Source organism: Stutzerimonas kunmingensis (assembly GCF_021432085.1).
Taxonomy (GTDB): domain Bacteria; phylum Pseudomonadota; class Gammaproteobacteria; order Pseudomonadales; family Pseudomonadaceae; genus Stutzerimonas.
Map to the genome: position 1 here is coordinate 588,389 of NZ_CP090366.1, position 16,441 is coordinate 604,829.

At 65.8% G+C, this 16,441-nt stretch carries 18 protein-coding genes; 3 read left to right on the top strand and 15 right to left on the bottom strand.

Annotation, left to right across the window (positions count from 1 at the left end):
* Nucleotides 1-142: 142 nt before the first annotated feature.
* The 9 genes from LW136_RS02705 to urtA all read right to left on the bottom strand — a co-directional run bounded on the left by LW136_RS02705 (nt 143) and on the right by urtA (nt 8,242).
* Complete coding sequence (locus LW136_RS02705) at nt 143-448, bottom strand: urease subunit beta (RefSeq protein WP_234174602.1); 306 nt, start codon at nt 446-448, stop codon at nt 143-145.
* A complete protein-coding gene (locus LW136_RS02710) occupies nt 445-999 on the bottom strand; it encodes a GNAT family N-acetyltransferase (protein WP_084799373.1) in 555 nt (184 codons plus the stop codon). The genes LW136_RS02705 and LW136_RS02710 overlap by 4 nt, the downstream gene beginning before the upstream one ends.
* Nucleotides 1,000-1,010: 11 nt before the next feature.
* Nucleotides 1,011-1,313, bottom strand: a complete 303-nt coding sequence (gene ureA / locus LW136_RS02715; RefSeq protein ID WP_014818998.1) for an urease subunit gamma — start codon at nt 1,311-1,313, stop codon at nt 1,011-1,013.
* Nucleotides 1,314-1,449: 136 nt separating this feature from the next.
* On the bottom strand, nt 1,450-2,283 hold the full coding sequence (locus LW136_RS02720) for an urease accessory protein UreD (RefSeq protein WP_234174603.1): 834 nt from the start codon (nt 2,281-2,283) through the stop codon (nt 1,450-1,452).
* Nucleotides 2,284-2,503: 220 nt separating this feature from the next.
* Complete coding sequence (gene urtE / locus LW136_RS02725) at nt 2,504-3,202, bottom strand: urea ABC transporter ATP-binding subunit UrtE (RefSeq protein WP_234174604.1); 699 nt, start codon at nt 3,200-3,202, stop codon at nt 2,504-2,506.
* Between the two features lie 164 nt (nt 3,203-3,366).
* The gene (urtD, locus tag LW136_RS02730; RefSeq protein WP_234174605.1) at nt 3,367-4,218 is read right to left on the bottom strand and encodes an urea ABC transporter ATP-binding protein UrtD; all 852 of its coding nucleotides are present in this window, start codon (nt 4,216-4,218) and stop codon (nt 3,367-3,369) included.
* Nucleotides 4,215-5,294, bottom strand: a complete 1,080-nt coding sequence (gene urtC, locus LW136_RS02735; protein ID WP_234174606.1) for an urea ABC transporter permease subunit UrtC — start codon at nt 5,292-5,294, stop codon at nt 4,215-4,217. Before urtC ends, urtD begins: the two co-directional genes overlap by 4 nt.
* Nucleotides 5,291-6,859: an urea ABC transporter permease subunit UrtB gene (gene urtB / locus LW136_RS02740; RefSeq protein ID WP_234174607.1), complete on the bottom strand. Its 1,569-nt coding sequence runs from the start codon at nt 6,857-6,859 to the stop codon at nt 5,291-5,293. Before urtB ends, urtC begins: the two co-directional genes overlap by 4 nt.
* A gap of 114 nt (nt 6,860-6,973) precedes the next feature.
* Nucleotides 6,974-8,242, bottom strand: a complete 1,269-nt coding sequence (gene urtA / locus LW136_RS02745; protein WP_234174608.1) for an urea ABC transporter substrate-binding protein — start codon at nt 8,240-8,242, stop codon at nt 6,974-6,976.
* Between the two features lie 291 nt (nt 8,243-8,533).
* Between urtA and LW136_RS02750 the strand changes: the two genes are divergently transcribed.
* The gene (locus LW136_RS02750; protein WP_234174609.1) at nt 8,534-9,172 is read left to right on the top strand and encodes a pseudouridine synthase; all 639 of its coding nucleotides are present in this window, start codon (nt 8,534-8,536) and stop codon (nt 9,170-9,172) included.
* A gap of 19 nt (nt 9,173-9,191) precedes the next feature.
* Here LW136_RS02750 and LW136_RS02755 read toward each other — a convergent pair whose 3' ends face one another.
* From LW136_RS02755 to LW136_RS02775, 5 genes are all read right to left on the bottom strand, one after another.
* Nucleotides 9,192-9,410, bottom strand: coding sequence for a DUF2788 domain-containing protein (locus LW136_RS02755; RefSeq protein ID WP_003298283.1), 219 nt, complete (start codon nt 9,408-9,410; stop codon nt 9,192-9,194).
* Nucleotides 9,411-9,585: 175 nt separating this feature from the next.
* Nucleotides 9,586-9,978 carry a globin gene (locus LW136_RS02760; RefSeq protein WP_003298284.1) on the bottom strand — a complete coding sequence of 131 codons (393 nt, stop codon included), beginning with the start codon at nt 9,976-9,978 and terminating at the stop codon, nt 9,586-9,588.
* 163 nt (nt 9,979-10,141) lie between these two features.
* Entirely contained in the window at nt 10,142-10,621 is a 480-nt protein-coding gene (locus LW136_RS02765; RefSeq protein WP_014819005.1) for an Lrp/AsnC family transcriptional regulator, read from the bottom strand.
* A 345-nt stretch (nt 10,622-10,966) separates the two neighbouring features.
* Nucleotides 10,967-11,857 (bottom strand): cation diffusion facilitator family transporter, encoded by an 891-nt coding sequence (locus LW136_RS02770; RefSeq protein ID WP_234174610.1) that lies wholly within the window; start codon nt 11,855-11,857, stop codon nt 10,967-10,969.
* 25 nt (nt 11,858-11,882) lie between these two features.
* Complete coding sequence (locus LW136_RS02775; RefSeq protein ID WP_101275179.1) at nt 11,883-12,299, bottom strand: polyribonucleotide nucleotidyltransferase; 417 nt, start codon at nt 12,297-12,299, stop codon at nt 11,883-11,885.
* Nucleotides 12,300-12,513: 214 nt separating this feature from the next.
* Between LW136_RS02775 and LW136_RS02780 the strand changes: the two genes are divergently transcribed.
* Complete coding sequence (locus LW136_RS02780) at nt 12,514-13,014, top strand: hypothetical protein (RefSeq protein WP_234174611.1); 501 nt, start codon at nt 12,514-12,516, stop codon at nt 13,012-13,014.
* Nucleotides 13,015-13,073: 59 nt separating this feature from the next.
* On the top strand, nt 13,074-15,599 hold the full coding sequence (gene hrpB, locus LW136_RS02785) for an ATP-dependent helicase HrpB (RefSeq protein ID WP_234174612.1): 2,526 nt from the start codon (nt 13,074-13,076) through the stop codon (nt 15,597-15,599).
* 2 nt (nt 15,600-15,601) lie between these two features.
* On the opposite strand, the gene LW136_RS02790 is transcribed toward hrpB, so the two are convergent.
* Nucleotides 15,602-16,417 carry a substrate-binding periplasmic protein gene (locus LW136_RS02790; protein WP_045665407.1) on the bottom strand — a complete coding sequence of 272 codons (816 nt, stop codon included), beginning with the start codon at nt 16,415-16,417 and terminating at the stop codon, nt 15,602-15,604.
* Nucleotides 16,418-16,441: the final 24 nt, after the last annotated feature.

The window sequence follows — 16,441 nt, forward strand, 5'->3', positions numbered from 1 at the left end:
TCCTTGGTCGGTCCCTGTATTGGCTCTGCCCTCACCCCAACCCTCTCCCGGAGGGAGAGGGGGCTGATCGGCGTTGGTCCATTCCGTCGCGGTGGCTGCTTTTCTCCCTCTCCCCTTGGGAGAGGGCTGGGGTGAGGGGCTTTTAAAGCGCGCCCATCACTCGCCCGGCGAAACCGAACACCCGGCGATCGCCGGCCAGCTCGACCAGTTCCACCTCGCGGCTCTGTCCCGGCTCGAAGCGCACCGCGGTGCCGGCCGGGATGTTCAGACGCATGCCGCGCGTGGCGGCGCGGTCGAAGGTGAGGGCGTCGTTGGTTTCGAAAAAGTGGTAATGCGAACCGACCTGAATCGGCCGGTCGCCGCTGTTGGCCACGGAGAGGGTCAGGGTGCGGCGGCCGGCGTTGAGATCGATCTCGCCGTCCTGGATCTGGTATTCGCCGGGAATCATGGTTGGGACGTCCTGTTCAGGGTCAGTTGCATCATGGTCAGGTCCAGCCAGCGGCCGAACTTGCAGCCGACCTGGCGCATCTGGCCGACGTGGATGAAGCCGAGCTGCTGGTGCATATGCACTGAGGCGCGGTTCTCGCTTTCGATAAAGGCGACCATCACGTGCTTTTCCAGCTGCCGGGCGCGCTCGATCAGCGCCTTCATCAGGCTGCGGCCGATGCCGCTGCCGCGGTGGTCGGGGCTCACGTACACCGAGTTCTCCACGGTGTGGCGAAAGCCGTCATGCGGGCGCCAGGGGCCGAACGAGGCATAGCCGGCCACCTGGCCCCCCTCGTCGATGGCCACCAGCACCGGGTAACCCTGATCGTGGCGCTCGGCCAGCCAGGCGCGGCGGTTGTCGAGGTCGACGATCCGGTCGTTCCAGATTGCCGTGCTGTTCTCTACCGCGTCGTTGTAGATCCGCAGGATGCCTGCGAGGTCGGTGTCCAGGGCGTCGCGTATCTGCACGTTGAGTTCCTTCAAAAACGGTTCAAGGTCGTTCGCAGTAGACATTGACCCGCGTTTCAGGGAATAGGTTGATGCACGGTGACCAGCTTGGTGCCATCCGGGAAGGTGGCCTCGACCTGGATCTCCGGAATCATCTCCGGCACGCCTTCCATCACTTGCTCGCGGCTGAGCAAGGTGGTGCCGAAGTGCATCAGCTCGGCGACCGTCCGGCCGTCGCGCGCACCTTCGAGCAGTGCCGCGGAAATGTAGGCCATGGCTTCCGGGTAGTTGAGCTGCAACCCGCGCGCCAGACGGCGTTCGGCCACCAGGCCGGCGGTAAAGATCAGCAGCTTGTCCTTCTCTCTTGGTGACAGATCCATAACAGCTCCAGTCGTAGGGTGGACGTCGCTTTTCGCATCCACCGGCTCGTGGTCGAGACCACGCAGCGATCATTGGGCGGCACTTGGCAAGCGCCGGCGTAGGGTGGGCAACGGCGCAGCCTTGCCCACCGGTCATTCAGGTACTCCAGATTCGTGGCGGTACCGCCTCGCGGCCCAGCAGTTCAGGGCGCAACAGCCGCCACAGATCGATCAGCCAGGCGCGCGCATGCAGCGCTTCGTCGGCCAGGCAGCGCGCTACCACCAGGCCGGGCAGCTGGGTCAGGTCGCCACGCACGCGGCTGGGCAATTCACGGCAGCGTTCCATCAGCTCGGCGTCGATTTCGCCGCTGACGATCAGGGTTGCAAACACCGAATGCCCGTCCAGGCCGATCGGTGAATCCAGCAGGCCGTCGCCGCCGGCGATGCGCTGGCGTTCGTGCCAGATGAGCTGGCCATCACGGCGGATATCCAGGCGCGCCTGGAAATGCCCGGCGTCGAAGCGCTCGCCTGCGGCCGGCCGGCCGAGCGCCACCATGTCCCAGTAGAACAGCCGCGCGTCGCCTTCCAGCTCGATGACCGTGCTCAGCTCGGCCTGCGCCGCGGAGTAGACGATGGTCTCCTGCGGTAGCCATTCCAGCGTGGCGCCGGTTTCGACGCGCAGGCGCAGGTCCTGAAACGCCGGGCCGACTGCGCGATACCACTTGGCCGCACCGGGGCTGGTCAGCTGCGCCCAGGCACCGGCGGCAACCGAGGCGCTGATATCCAGCCGATCCCCGCCGGCAATGCCACCCGGCGGGTGCACGATGATGTGCTGACATACGTCCGGCCCCTCGGGGTAGAGATGCTTCTGCACCCGCAGCGGCCCGTTGTGGCGACGCAGCACCGGCCGCGTGGCGACGGCGCACAGCGCATAACCGAGCTCGAGCTCGGCATGCCAGTGGGGGGTGAACAGCGGTGCAGGGGCGTTCATGGGCGCAGGCTTTTCGATCTGTCGGTCAGGAAAGCAGAGCAATCGCCATGCCTGTTGTGCGCTGCCCTGGTGCGTCGTCCTGTGGCGCGGCCTGATAGCACGGCGCTGCAGCGCTTTCCGCCGCGAGTTGGCGTCCTGATCAGGCGTCTCTGGCTGATGCTCCTGTGCTTCAGGCTGGTGCGTTGAGCGTTTGATGCGCCGTTGTGGTGCATTCTTCCGATCAGATCGCGACCAGCCCGCGTACGCCTTCGGCCTCCATCGTTTCGCCGCGCCCCTGCTGGATGATCTCGCCGCGGCTCATGACCAGGTACTGGTCGGCCAGCTCGGCTGCGAAGTCGTAGAACTGCTCCACCAAGAGGATCGCCATGTCGCCGCGAGCGGCGAGTTTCCTGATCACCGCGCCGATTTCCTTGATCACCGAGGGCTGGATGCCTTCGGTGGGTTCGTCGAGGATCAACAGGCGCGGCTTGCTCGCCAGCGCGCGGCCGATGGCCAGCTGCTGTTGCTGACCGCCGGAGAGGTCGCCGCCGCGGCGGTGCTTCATTTCCTTCAAAACCGGGAACAGCTCGTAGATGAACTCGGGTACTTCCTTGGCTTCCTTGGCGTTGAAGCGGGACAGGCCCATCAGCAGGTTTTCCTCGACGGTCAGGCGGCCGAAGATCTCGCGCCCCTGCGGCACATAGGCGATGCCGGCGTGCACGCGCTGGTGCGGCTTGAAGCCGGTGATCGGCTTGCCCTCCCAGTTCACCGCGCCTTCCTTGGCCGGGATCAGGCCCATCAGGCACTTGAGCAGGGTGGTCTTGCCGACGCCGTTGCGTCCGAGCAGGCAGGTGACTTCGCCGACCTTCGCCTCGAACGAGAGGCCGCGCAGGATATGGCTGCCGCCGTAGTACTGGTGCAGTTGCTGGACTTGCAGCATGTGCGACTCCTTCACTTGGTGGATAAGCCTCTGGCGTTATCCACCCTACGATTAGGTTTGCGTTTGCGGGCATGGGCGTTTGGCGGGCGTAGGGTGGATGACGCTTTACCCATCCACCGTGGAGGACCTCGATGAATGGCGCCAGTCATCTCCCTGTGAGCGGCTTACCGCCCCAGATACACCTCGATCACCCGTTCATCCGCCTGCACCTGTTGCAGCGAACCCTCGGCCAGCACCTGGCCCTGATGCAACACGGTGACGTGGTCGGCGATAGTTTCGACGAAGCCCATGTCGTGCTCGACCACCATCAGGGAATGCTTGCGCGCCAGGGACTTGAACAGCTCGGCAGTGAATTCCGTTTCGGCGTCGGTCATGCCGGCCACCGGCTCGTCGAGCAGCAAGAGTTGCGGAGATTGCATCAAGAGCATGCCGATCTCGAGGAACTGCTTCTGTCCGTGAGACAGCAGCCCGGCCGGGCGATGGCGCGACTGGCCGAGGCGGATGGTCTCCAGCACTTCGTCGATGCGGTCCTTCTGCTCTCCGGAGAGTTTGGCCCTGAGGCTGGCCCACACTGACTTGTCGGTCTTCTGCGCCAGCTCCAGGTTCTCGAACACCGAAAGCGCCTCGAACACCGTGGGCTTCTGGAATTTGCGGCCGATGCCGGCCTGGGCGATGTCCACCTCGCTCATGCGGGTCAGGTCCAGGGTTTCGCCGAAATACGCGCTGCCGCTGGTGGGGCGCGTCTTGCCGGTGATGACATCCATCATGGTGGTCTTGCCGGCGCCGTTGGGGCCGATGATGCAGCGCAGCTCGCCGACGCCGATGTAAAGGCTGAGGTCTGTCAGTGCCTTGAAGCCGTCGAAGCTGACGTTGATGTCTTCCAGGCTGAGGATGGTGCCGTGGCGTACGTCCAGGCCCTTCTCGGCGACCCGGCCAAGACCGATGGCATCGCGGGTCAGGCCACCGCCGGTGGGGTCGAAACCGTCGATGACGGCGCTGCAAGGTACGGTTTTCATTGCTCGCCCCTCCGCTTGATAAGGCCGATGACGCCCTTGGGCAGGTACAGGGTGACGACGATGAACAGCGCGCCGAGGGCGAACAGCCAGTATTCGGGGAAGGCCACGGTGAACCAGCTCTTCATACCGTTGACGATACCGGCGCCAAGCAGTGGGCCGATCAGCGTGCCGCGCCCGCCGAGGGCGACCCAGACGGCGGCCTCGATGGATTGCGTCGGCGCCATCTCGCTGGGGTTGATGATGCCGACCTGCGGCACGTAGAGCGCACCGGCCAGGCCGCAGAGCACGGCGGACAGCGTCCAGATGAACAGCTTGTAGCCGCGCGGATCGTAGCCGCAGAACATCAGCCGGTTCTCCGCATCACGCAGCGCTGTGAGCACCCGGCCGAACTTGCTGCGCGCCAGACGCCAACCGAGATAGAGGCTGCCGACGAGCAGCGCGACCGTGGCGAAGAACAGCGTGGCGCGGGTCGCCGGCGCCGAAATTGAGAAGCCGAGAATGGTCTTGAAGTCGGTGAAGCCATTGTTGCCGCCGAAGCCGGTTTCGTTGCGGAAGAACAGCAGCATGCCGGCGAAGGTCAGCGCCTGGGTCATGATCGAGAAGTACACGCCCTTGATCCGCGAGCGGAAGGCGAAAAACCCGAAGACGAAGGCCAGCACGCCGGGCACCAGCACCACCAGGCACATGGCCCAGAGGAAGCTCGAGGTGCCGTACCAGTACCAGGGCAGCTCGTTCCAGGCGAGGAAGCTCATGAATGCCGGCAGACCGTCGCCGGCGCTCTGGCGCATCAGGTACATGCCCATGGCGTAACCGCCGAGGGCGAAGAACAGGCCGTGGCCGAGGGACAGTAGCCCCGCGTAACCCCAGACCAGATCCAGCGCCAGGGCGACGATGGCGTAGCAGAGGATCTTGCCCACCAGCGTCAGGGTGTAGGCCGAAACGTGCAGGGCATGCTCGGCCGGCAGCAGGTGCAGCAGCGGCATGGCCAGCAGGATGACGAGCACGATGCCGAGGGCGACGGCGGTGAGTTTCGGCCCGGCTTTCTGTGCGGCGGTGAGGGTGAGTGGCTGGTTCAATCGATGACCCTCCCCTTGAGAGCGAATAGTCCCTGCGGACGCTTCTGGATGAAGAGGATGATCAGCGCGAGGATGAGGATCTTGCCCAGCACTGCGCCGATCTGCGGTTCGAGGATCTTGTTGGCGATGCCGAGGCCGAAGGCGGCGAAGATGCTGCCGGCCAGTTGGCCGACGCCGCCGAGCACCACCACCAGGAAGGAGTCGATGATGTAGCTCTGGCCGAGATCCGGGCCGACGTTGCCGATCTGGCTCAGGGCCACGCCGCCGAGACCGGCGATACCGGAACCCAGTCCGAACGCCATCATGTCGATGCGCCCAGTGGGCACGCCGCAGCACGCGGCCATGTTGCGGTTCTGCGTGACCGCACGCACGTTCAGGCCCAGACGTGTCTTGTTCAGCAAGAGCCAGGTCAGGAGCACCACGAACAACGCGAAGCCGATGATCACCATGCGGTTGTATGGCAGCACCAGATTGGGCAGCACCTGCCAACCGCCGGACAGCCAGACCGGGTTGGCGACCTCGACGTTCTGCGCACCGAACAAGACGCGCACCAGCTGGATCAGGATCAGGCTGATGCCCCAGGTCGCCAACAGGGTTTCCAGCGGGCGGCCGTAGAGGTGGCGGATAACGGTGCGTTCCAGCGCCATGCCGATCGCAGCGGTGACAAAGAAGGCCACCGGCAGCGCTACCAACGGATAGAAGGCCAATGCGTCGGGGGCGAACCGCGCCATCAGCACCTGCACCATGTAGGTGGTGTAGGCCCCGAGCATCAGCATCTCGCCGTGGGCCATGTTGATCACCCCGAGCAGGCCGAAAGTGATCGCCAGGCCCAGCGCGGCGAGCAGCAGGATCGAGCCCAGCGACAGGCCGCTGAAGGCCTGGCCGAGCAGTTCGCCGATCAGGAGCTTGCGTTTGACCTGGGCCAGGCTGGTCTCGGCGGCCTTGCGCACGGCGGCGTCGGTTTCCGCCTCGTCGGCCAGCAGGTTTTCCAGCCGCACCCGCGCCAGTGGTGCGCCGGTTTCGCCGAGCAGGCGCACGGCGGCGAGGCGCACGGCCGGGTCGCTCGCGGTCAGCTGCAGGTTGGCCAGCGTCAGGGTGAGCGCTTCACGAACGGCCGGGTCGTCCTCGGCGTCGAGACGCTGCTGAAGTAGGGGCAGTTGTTCCGGTTGACCGCTGCGCTGCAGGCGCTTGGCGGCGCTGAGACGGTCTGCCGGATCGTCTGAGAACAACTGATGGCTGGCCAGCGCGGTATTGAGCAGGCCGCGCAGGCGGTTGTTCAGGCGCAGCTTCTTCGGCGTGCCTACGGGGGCGGCGTCGCCTTCGAGGGCGCGGTAGCCGCCGTTTTCCTCGATGAAGGGCGTCTTGTTACGGTCGATGGCGATGCGATTGGCGCGCAGCGCTTCGATCAGCGGCAGGCGTTCCGGTGCGGGCGCGGCGGCCCAGCTTTCCAGCAGTTTCGCCTGCTGCGCCGGGCTGGCACTGGCGTAGTCGGCTGCGTCTCCGGCCTGCGCTGCCCAGGGCAGGGCGAGCAGGAGCAGCAATAATCGGTACAGGGCAGTGGACATAGCGGTTTTCCCCGAGCGGGCACTCTCTTGGCGGAGCGTTCAGACGGTTGTTTCGGGTGGGCTTGCGGCACCCGAAAGGTGGATGGCGCTCTATCCATCCACCGCAACGAGCTGTCAGTTCGACTTCACCGCGTAATCCGGCTTCTTGTCGTTGCCCGGGATGTAGGGGCTCCATGGCTGCGCGCGGACCGGGCTTTCGGTTTCCCAGACCACCGAGAACTGTCCGTCCTCCTGGACCTCGCCGATCATTACCGGCTTGTGCAGGTGGTGGTTCTTCTCGTCCATGGTCAGGGTGTAGCCGCTCGGTGCCTTAAACGTCTGGCCAGCGAGGGCGTCGCGGACCTTGCCTACATCCGTGGTGCCAGCTTTCTCGACTGCCTGCGCCCACATGTGGATACCGACGTAGGTGGCTTCCATCGGGTCGTTGGTCACGGCCTTGTCGGCGCCAGGCAGGTTCTGGGCCTTGGCGTAGGCTTTCCACTTGCTGACGAAGGCTTCGTTGACCGGGTTTTCAACCGACTGGAAGTAGTTCCAGGCGGCTAGGTGACCGACCAGCGGCTTGGTGTCGATGCCGCGCAGTTCTTCCTCGCCGACCGAGAAGGCGACAACCGGAACGTCAGTGGCTTCCAGGCCCTGGTTGGCCAGCTCCTTGTAGAAGGGCACGTTGGAGTCGCCGTTGATGGTCGACACCACAGCGGTCTTGCCGCCGGCGGAGAACTTCTTGATGTTGGCGACGATTGTCTGGTAATCGCTGTGACCGAAGGGGGTGTAGACCTCTTCGATGCTGGATTCCGGCACGCCCTTGCTGATCAGGAACGCGCGCAAGATCTTGTTCGTGGTGCGCGGGTAGACGTAGTCGGTGCCGAGCAGGAAGAAGCGCTCGGCGCCGCCGCCGTCTTCGCTCATCAGGTACTCGACCGCCGGGATGGCCTGCTGGTTTGGCGCCGCGCCGGTGTAGAAGACGTTCGGCGAGAGCTCTTCGCCTTCGTACTGCACCGGGTAGAACAGCAGGCCGTCGAGTTCTTCATAGACCGGCAGTACCGACTTACGCGATACCGAGGTCCAGCAACCGAAGGTCACCGCCACCTTGTCCTGAGTCAGCAGCTGGCGCCCTTTCTCGGCGAACAGCGGCCAGTTGGAGGCTGGGTCGACCACCACCGGCTCGAGCTGCTTGCCGAGCACGCCGCCCTTGGCGTTGATCTCGTCGATGGTCATCAGCGCCATGTCCTTGAGCGAGGTCTCGGAGATGGCCATGGTGCCGGACAGCGAATGCAGGATGCCGACCTTGATGGTCTCGGCGGCCTGCAGGGTGAACGGAAACAGGCCGCTGAGCATCAGGGCGCTGGCGGCGAGGGTGGTCTTGATCAGAGGACGGCGTTTCATTGTGGGGCTCCTTGGCTATCCGTGCGCAACTGTGGGCTGAAAACATCGGAACGCCAGGAGCAATGGCAGCATCCGTGCCAAATGGCGCAGAGCCTTCTGCGGCGCAGCTTTGCGCCGACCTGGGGTTGATCGGGCTGCTTTCGCGGTGAGCCATGCTGGTGCACGCAAAGGCCGGTGGTGCACCGCGGGAGGCCGCTTTGCCCGATTTCAGTGCCGCGCCGAGTGGCTGCGCCACTTGCAGCTGCCGGGTGTCACTTCTAGCATGGCCGGCCCGTATCGAGACCCGTCGCCATGCCCCGTCCACCGCGTCCTCCATCCTCGCGTCCGGCTGCACGAACCGCGCGCCCATCCGCGCCGCGGCGCGTCGCCAAGGCACCGCCGGCCGAGCCACGCCTGTTGTTGCTGAACAAGCCGTTCGACGTGCTGACGCAATTCAACGATGCCGATGGGCGCGCGACGCTGAAGGATTACTTGCAGGTGCCGGGCGTCTATCCGGCTGGCCGGCTGGATCGCGACAGCGAGGGGCTGCTGCTCTTGACCAACGACGGTCAGTTGCAGGCGCGCATCGCCGACCCGAAGCACAAGCTGCCGAAGACCTACTGGGTGCAGGTGGAAGGTGAGGTCAGCGCCGAGCAGCTGCAGCGCTTGCGAGATGGCGTCCAGCTCAATGACGGCCTGACCCTGCCCGCCGAAGCGCGGCAGCTGGACGAGCCCGAGCTATGGCCGCGCAACCCGCCGGTGCGCTTTCGCAAGAGCGTGCCGACCCGCTGGCTGGAATTGGTGATTCGCGAGGGGCGTAATCGCCAGGTCAGACGCATGACGGCGGCGGTCGGGTTGCCGACCCTGCGTCTGGTGCGGGTGCGCATCGGGCCGTGGGCGCTCGATGGCCTGCAGCCGGGTGAGTGGCGGGAGGTGCCGGCGCAGCTGTAGGCGCCGGCTTGGCATCAGTTCAGTGCGGGATGCCCTGAGTCACTTCGATGACGTAACCGATGACCGGCTTGGCGAGAAAGGCGAACAGGCACAGGCCCAGGCCGAGGAAGAGAATGGCGGTGCCGAGGCGACCGGCCTTCGACTTCTTGGCCAGGTCCCAGATGATGAACGCCATGAAGGCCATCAGCCCGCCGACGAGCACGATCATCATCCACTTTTCGAAAACTTCGGGCTCCACAGGGATCTCCTGACTGACTTCGACGAATGCGCCCGTGGCAGGCCGGGCGCGAAAGCGGCGCAGTATACGCCGGCATTAGTCGGCGCGTGTGCCACCGCTGGTTGGACGGTCGAGCTCGGAAAGCGTTCGGATCGCGCGAGGCGGGCGCCGGTGCGGCGAAATGTCTCACCGGTATTCAGTAGGCCGCCTTGATCACGTCGATGCCCTTGTTCAGCACCGTGCGCCAGGCCTGCAGGTCCTGCTGTTGCAGCTCCCCGTCGTGCTGGCCGATGGTTTTCAGCAACGCCGCGATCCACAGGTCATAGAGTTCCGGGTGGATATTCAGCTGCTCGCGTGAATGGCTTTTGCCCAGCGCGCGGAGTTTGGTATCCGGCATGCCGCGGGCGAACAGCACCAGATTGAGAATGCCGGCGCGCAGCAGCTGTTTCTGCGCGGTCATGTCGGTGCGCACGAACTTCTCCCGGATCGCAGGCGAGCTGGCGAGGAAGGACGCATAGAAGTCATCGAAGAAGTCGGGACTGGCGCAGCAGCGGCCGTAGCTCTGCATGACGCGGTTGGTGTCTTTCATGGGCATTCCCTTGCACGAGGGCATTTTGCAGCGAGGCCCGCCGGTGAGCAGGCGATGGACGATCCGCCCCGGCCGGGATCATCCGTGTGCGGGGCGGTGCAGAAGGGGGCGGATTATAGGCAGCAACCCTGCGAAGTGTGGGGCGAAAGCTGTGAGCGGTGTCTCAGCTGCGCAAATGCTCCAGCGGCAGCTCCGTACTCGATGACACCTGGCGCAATACGAAGCTGGAACGCACGCTGGAGACGCCTTCGATGCGCGTCAGGGTGCCGAGCAGAAACTGCTGGTAATGCTCCATGTCGGGCACCACGACCTTGAGTTGGTAGTCGGCGTCCATCCCCGTAACCAGACTGCATTCGAGCACCTCCGGGCATTTGCCGATCACGCCTTCGAAGTGCTCGAAGCGCTCCGGTGTGTGCCGGTCCATGCCGATAAGCACGTAGGCGGTAAGGGTCAGGCCGAGCTTCTTGCGGTCGAGCAGGGCGACCTGGCGGGCAATGTAGCCGTCGTCTTCCAACTGTTTGACCCGGCGGGAGCAGGGCGAGGGTGACAGGCCGATGCGTTCTGCCAGTTCCTGGTTGGAAATGCGGGCGTCGTGCTGCAATTCGGCGAGGATGCGCAGGTCGTAGCGATCTAGTTTGCTCATGGAGAGGCTCGTTTGGGAATGGATTGCGCATGATGATGAATGGCGGGTGATTGATTGCGCAAGTGATGCCTTGATCAGCAATATTCGCAATCCAGTGCTGGGTGGTGCGGCGTAAGCTTTATCTCAACTTCAGCCCCCGGCAGAAACGGACACGGCACAGCATCCCCGCCGTGGCCACCGAAGGTCTTACCAAGACCGACGGTCCGGGCCCCCGGTGCTCACGAGGCGCCGCGCGAAGAAGCCGTTATCATCGGCCCGACGAATCGAAGAGACCACGCCCAGGCGTGGTCTTTTTCGTTGTGGGCGTTGTGGTGGTGCCTTAGAAATGGAATCCGAAAACTCCAATCACCGCTTCGGCGGCGCAACCTCAAGCGGATCGGCATGCACCAGCACCTCCGCATTCGGATAGCGATCGTGAATCGCGTTCTCCACCGCCACGCACAGATCATGCGCCTGCGACAGCGGCAGGTCCCCCGGCAGCTCCAGATGCAACTGCACGAACCAGCGCGTCCCGGACACCCATGTGCGGAAGTCATGACAGCCATGCACGCCCGGCACTTCGCAGACCAGCTTCTGCATCTGCTCGCTGATCTCCGGCGACAGTTCGGTATCCATCAGCACTGCGCCGGCCTCACGGACGATGGTGATGGCGCTCCAGAAGATGTACAGCGCGATACCGATGCCGAACAGTGCGTCCAGTCGCTCCCAACCGAAGCTGGCCAGCACCAGCGCGAGCAGGATGCTGGTGTTGAGCAAGAGGTCTGAACGGTAGTGCAGCGAGTCGGCGCGGATGGCGGTGGAGCCGGTCACCTTGACCACATGATGCTGATACCTCAGCAGAATGGCAGTCATCACCAGCGAGAAGATCATCACCGCGATGCCTACACCCTGGGCGCCCAGCGGTTGCGGATGCAGCAGGCGGTCGACGCCTTGCACGCCGACGAGTATCGCGCTGACGCAGATGAACGCCGCCTGGCCGAGCCCGGCCAGCGCCTCGGCCTTGCCGTGACCGTAGCGATGGTCGTCGTCGGCCGGGCGCAGCGAGTAGTGCACCGCGAGCAGGTTGAGCAGCGACGCGGCGCCGTCGAGCAGCGAATCGGTGAGGCCGGCGAGCAGACTCACCGAACCGCTCAGCCTCCAGGCCACGGCCTTGCTCAGCGCCAGCAGGATCGCCGTCGCCAGGGCCGCAGCGGTCGCCCGGCGCATGAGTCGGGCGTGGTCACGATTGATGCTCATCGCTGGCCGTTATCCGCGCGAGTCATCAGGCCGCAGGGCGCAGACCGAAGGCGGCCAGTTGCTCGACGCTGCCGTTGTGCTGGATCAGGCGCGGGTCGTCCAGCGGCAGGCTGCGGCCGATTTCCTTCTCGATGATGGCTTTCAGGCGGGCCTGATCGATCTGGCCGTCGGCGCCAATGGCTTCCTGCAGCTTTTCCGGGGCCATGGAGTACTCGTCGTCGGGCAGGTAGATCGCGCCGGTGGCGAAGTCGACGCCGAAGGCGATCAGGCCGGGGAGGAGGTAAAAGATCAAACCAACCGCATTCAAAGCTGCAATCGCTGGGTCGATGCGGCCTTCGATCTGCCCGCGGCGATCCGGGTAGAACAGCGTGCCGCAAGCGGTCAGCTGGGTGAATAGGGAAGCGGCCAACACGCCGCCGATGATTCGGTTACGAGTACGCATAAGGACCTCCTGGAAAAGTGGCGCAACTATACAAGGGCCGGAAGACAGCTGGATGATGTTTTCTCGATATCAGACCATGCCGCGGGCTCGGGTGTTCGGCGTGTGCGCTGACGCATGGGGTGGCTTTACCCAGTCCTTACCGAGGCCTGACGGACCGCTGCATCGGCCGGACAGATAATCGCGCTGCGATTTCATCCCATCCCGGAGTTCAATCATGTCCAGGTCACTGCCGCGCGCCGCGCTTGGCGCCGTTCTTTCCCTCTGCATCGCCTTGCCGGTCACCGCCGCACCACCCGGTCCCGGGCCGGGTGCGCATAGAGGGCCGGCGGGACCGGGGCCGCAGCATGTGCCGGGTCCGCGTCATGGCCACGGTCTGCCGCCCGGTGCGCGGGAAGTGTGGATCGGCAGCATGCTCTACTTCATCGCCGCCGGTACCTATTACCTGTGGAATGCCGAGCGCAACGTCTACGAACCCGTCAGCCATCCGCCGCTGCCGGCCAGCGAGGCCACGCGATATGATGTCATCGCCTATCCGGCCAAGGGCCAGAGCGCCGAGCAGCAGAGCCGCGACCGCTACGAGTGTCATACCTGGGCCGTGAGCCAGAGCGGTTTCGATCCGGCCAGCGCCCAAACGGCTCCGGCGGCGAGCGTTGCCGACACCTACAAGCGCGCCCTTGGCGCCTGCCTGACCGGACGCGGCTATAGCGTCAACTGATGCGCCCAGCTTCGGGCGGGCGCCTCGGTTGTTGAATTGTCTGCCCGAAGCGAGTGCCCATGAATTCCCTACCGATCGACGAAGTCCTGCCGGCGTTGCGCCAGGCACTGCAACAGCGCGATGAAGCCGTGCTCGAAGCACCGCCCGGCGCCGGCAAGACCACTCGCGTGCCGCTGGCGCTGCTCGACGAAGCCTGGCTGGGCGGGCAGAGCATCATCATGCTGGAGCCGCGCCGTCTGGCTGCCCGCGCAGCGGCTGAGCGGCTGGCCTTTGAGCTGGGCGAGCGCGTCGGCGAAACCGTCGGCTACCGCATCCGGCTGGACAGCAAGGTCGGGCCGAACACGCGCATCGAGGTAGTCACCGAGGGCATTCTCGCGCGGCGGCTGCAGGACGACCCGGCGCTGGAAGGCGTCGGCCTGGTGATCTTCGACGAATTCCACGAGCGCAGCCTGGACGCCGATCTGGCCCTGGCGCTGACGCTCAATGCGCGGCAGCTGCTGCGCGACGAGCCGCTCAAGCTGCTGCTGATGTCGGCGACGCTGGAGGGCCAGCGCCTGTCGGCACTGCTCGACGATGCGCCGGTGGTGCGCAGCGAGGGGCGCATGCACACGGTCGAGCAGCGCTGGGGTCGTCTCGTGGCGGCGAATGAGCGTATCGAGCCGCGCGTGGTGCAGACGGTGCTGCAGGCGCTGGAGGACGAGCAGGGCAGCGTGCTGGTGTTTCTGCCGGGGCAGGCCGAGATCCGCCGCGTCAACGAAGCGCTGGCCGATCAGCTGGGCGGGCGCGGCGACATCCTGCTCTGCCCGCTGCACGGCGAGCTGGAGCTGGCGCAGCAGCGCGCGGCCATCGAGCCGGCACCGGCGGGCATGCGCAAGGTGGTGCTGGCGACCAACATCGCCGAGACCAGCCTGACCATCGAAGGCGTGCGCATCGTGGTGGACGCCGGACTGGCGCGGGTGCCGCGCTTCGATCCCGGCAGCGGCATGACCCGGCTGGAAACCCGGCGCATCTCCCGCGCCTCGGCCACGCAGCGCGCTGGCCGCGCCGGGCGCCTGGAGCCGGGCGTCTGCTATCGGCTGTGGTCCGAGGATCAGCACGCGCAGCTGGCGGCCTATGGCGAGGCGGAAATCCTCCAGGCGGACCTTGCGGGTGTCGCGCTGCAACTGGCGCGCTGGGGTGTCGAGCCGGACGAGCTGGCCTGGCTCGACCGGCCGCCGGCGGCGGCTTACGCCCAGGCGCAGGCGCTGCTCGAGCGCCTTGGCGCATTGCAGCGCAACGAACATGGCGGCTGGCAGCTGACCCGGCACGGCCAGGCCATGGCCGAGTTGCCGGCACACCCGCGGCTGGCGCACATGCTGCTGCGCGGGCATGGCTTGGGTATTGGCGCGCTGGCGGCGGATGTCGCGGCGCTGCTGGTCGAGCGTGACATTCAATCCGGCGGGCAGCGCAGCGGCGGCGCCGATCTGGCGCTGCGTCTGCACCAGTTGCAGAGCGGCCGTGGTGCTGCGGTGCAGCGGGTGCGGCAGCTGGCCCGGCAGTTTCGTGGCCTGCTGCGCGGCACTTCGGGGCAGGGCGACGGAGCGCTGCACGAACAGCATGCGCTGGCCACGCTGCTGGCTTTCGCTTACCCCGACCGCGTCGCCCGGCAGCGCCGCGAAGGTGGCGGGGGGTATCGTCTGGCCAACGGGCGCGCGGCGCTGTTCGGTGAGCCGGATGCATTGATGAAGGAGCCCTGGCTGGTGATCGCCGAGCTGGGCAGCCATCAGGGACAACGCGAGGAGCGCATCTACCGGGCGGTCGCGCTGGACCCGGCGCTGTTCGACGGACCGCTGGCCGAACAGGTCTCTCTACGCGATGAGCTGGAGTGGGACGAGCGCGAGGGCGTGCTGCGCGCCGAACGGCAGCGGCGGATCGGCGAACTGGTGCTCAGCCGCGAACCACTGCCGAACCTCGACGATGACGCCCGGGCTCGCGCGCTGCTCGGCCTGGTACGGCGCAAGGGCCTGGAACTGCTGGCCTGGACGCCGGAGTTGCTCCAGTGGCAGGCGCGCATCGGCCTGCTGCGTCAGCTCGATCTGGACGCAGGCAACAGCAGCGACTGGCCGGACGTCAGCGATGCCGCACTGCTGGAACGGTTGGACGACTGGCTGCTGCCCTATCTCGGCAAGGTGTCGCGCCTGGCGCACTTCGCCCAGCTCGATCTGGCCGGCATGCTCGCCACGCTGCTGCCCTGGCCGCTGCCGCAGCGCCTGGACGAGCAGGCGCCGGTGGCGGTCAGCGTGCCGTCCGGCTCGCGTATTCGGCTGGACTACAGCGAGCAGCCGCCGGTGCTGGCGGTGCGTCTGCAGGAGCTGTTCGGCCTGGCCGACACGCCGCGGATTGCTGGTGGCCGACAGGTCGTCAAGCTGCACCTGCTGTCGCCGGCGCGGCGTCCGGTACAGGTCACCCAGGACCTGGCGAGCTTCTGGGCCAACACCTACGCCGAGGTAAAGAAGGATTTGAAGGGGCGCTATCCCAAGCACTACTGGCCGGACGACCCGCTGATCGCCGAGCCGACCGCACGGGCCAAGCCACGCGGGCAGTAGGCTCAGTCCGAGGGCAGGCTGAGGTCCTCGCCGGCGACTCGCAACGCTTCATAGGCGTCGTCGAGCGCAGTGACGATGGCGCTGGCATCGCGAGCATGACGCGAAACGATGAAGTGGATCGGCACCTGGGCCAGGCGCTGGTAGGGCAGCGCTTCCATCCGTAGTCGTTGGCGGGCCTGTTCCACTGGAATCTGGTAATCGAGCAGGTAATCGCCACGGTTGCGCTGCAGCATTTCCAGCGCGGAAAGGTGATTGCTGGTGCGCAGCAGGCGCAGGTCGAGGCCGGGATCGTCCAGCAGCGCGTTGACGTTCGGCCAGTAGCTGTAGCCGCCGATCAGGATCAGCGACTTGCCGGCAAGGTCGTCCGGCAGGCGCGGCGCCGGCGTACCGGCAAGGCGGTAGAGGTTGAGATTGATCTGGCTGAGCGTATGCCGGCCTTCCAATGTATGGGTCGCCAGCTCCGGCTTGCCCTGGGCTCCAGGCCAGAGGTCGATGCTGCCATTCTCCAGCGCCGCGTAGAGGCGGGCGCCGGGCAGCCCTCGAAAGCGTACGCCGTAGCCGGCCTGACGCGCGACGCGCCGGGTCAGTTCGGCCAGCTCGCCGCGTGCCATGCCCTGGGCATCGGTGTAGATGGCCGGGGCGAACTCGTAGTAGCCGACGTTGAGGACGCGTTGGGAAACGGGATTGGCCAGTACTGCGGCTGGTAAGCCGAGAAGGGAGGCCAGGGCCAGATAGATGAATGCTTTCAATGGATCGATCGCTGCCTTGCGCTGTTCCAACAAGCATGCGCAGCCGATGCCCGGTTGTCCATGAGCCATATTGCTGCAGCAGCGTGAGGAATG

What these genes read in the sequence shown, in the direction of transcription:
- LW136_RS02705 (WP_234174602.1), bottom strand. Translation starts at nt 448, where the DNA reads ATGATTCCCGGCGAATACCAGATCCAGGACGGCGAGATCGATCTCAAC.
- LW136_RS02710 (WP_084799373.1), bottom strand. Translation starts at nt 999, where the DNA reads ATGTCTACTGCGAACGACCTTGAACCGTTTTTGAAGGAACTCAACGTG.
- ureA (WP_014818998.1), bottom strand. Translation starts at nt 1,313, where the DNA reads ATGGATCTGTCACCAAGAGAGAAGGACAAGCTGCTGATCTTTACCGCC.
- LW136_RS02720 (WP_234174603.1), bottom strand. Translation starts at nt 2,283, where the DNA reads ATGAACGCCCCTGCACCGCTGTTCACCCCCCACTGGCATGCCGAGCTC.
- urtE (WP_234174604.1), bottom strand. Translation starts at nt 3,202, where the DNA reads ATGCTGCAAGTCCAGCAACTGCACCAGTACTACGGCGGCAGCCATATC.
- urtD (WP_234174605.1), bottom strand. Translation starts at nt 4,218, where the DNA reads ATGAAAACCGTACCTTGCAGCGCCGTCATCGACGGTTTCGACCCCACC.
- urtB (WP_234174607.1), bottom strand. Translation starts at nt 6,859, where the DNA reads ATGTCCACTGCCCTGTACCGATTATTGCTGCTCCTGCTCGCCCTGCCC.
- urtA (WP_234174608.1), bottom strand. Translation starts at nt 8,242, where the DNA reads ATGAAACGCCGTCCTCTGATCAAGACCACCCTCGCCGCCAGCGCCCTG.
- LW136_RS02750 (WP_234174609.1), top strand. Translation starts at nt 8,534, where the DNA reads ATGCCCCGTCCACCGCGTCCTCCATCCTCGCGTCCGGCTGCACGAACC.
- LW136_RS02760 (WP_003298284.1), bottom strand. Translation starts at nt 9,978, where the DNA reads ATGAAAGACACCAACCGCGTCATGCAGAGCTACGGCCGCTGCTGCGCC.
- LW136_RS02765 (WP_014819005.1), bottom strand. Translation starts at nt 10,621, where the DNA reads ATGAGCAAACTAGATCGCTACGACCTGCGCATCCTCGCCGAATTGCAG.
- LW136_RS02770 (WP_234174610.1), bottom strand. Translation starts at nt 11,857, where the DNA reads ATGAGCATCAATCGTGACCACGCCCGACTCATGCGCCGGGCGACCGCT.
- LW136_RS02775 (WP_101275179.1), bottom strand. Translation starts at nt 12,299, where the DNA reads ATGCGTACTCGTAACCGAATCATCGGCGGCGTGTTGGCCGCTTCCCTA.
- LW136_RS02780 (WP_234174611.1), top strand. Translation starts at nt 12,514, where the DNA reads ATGTCCAGGTCACTGCCGCGCGCCGCGCTTGGCGCCGTTCTTTCCCTC.
- hrpB (WP_234174612.1), top strand. Translation starts at nt 13,074, where the DNA reads ATGAATTCCCTACCGATCGACGAAGTCCTGCCGGCGTTGCGCCAGGCA.
- LW136_RS02790 (WP_045665407.1), bottom strand. Translation starts at nt 16,417, where the DNA reads ATGGCTCATGGACAACCGGGCATCGGCTGCGCATGCTTGTTGGAACAG.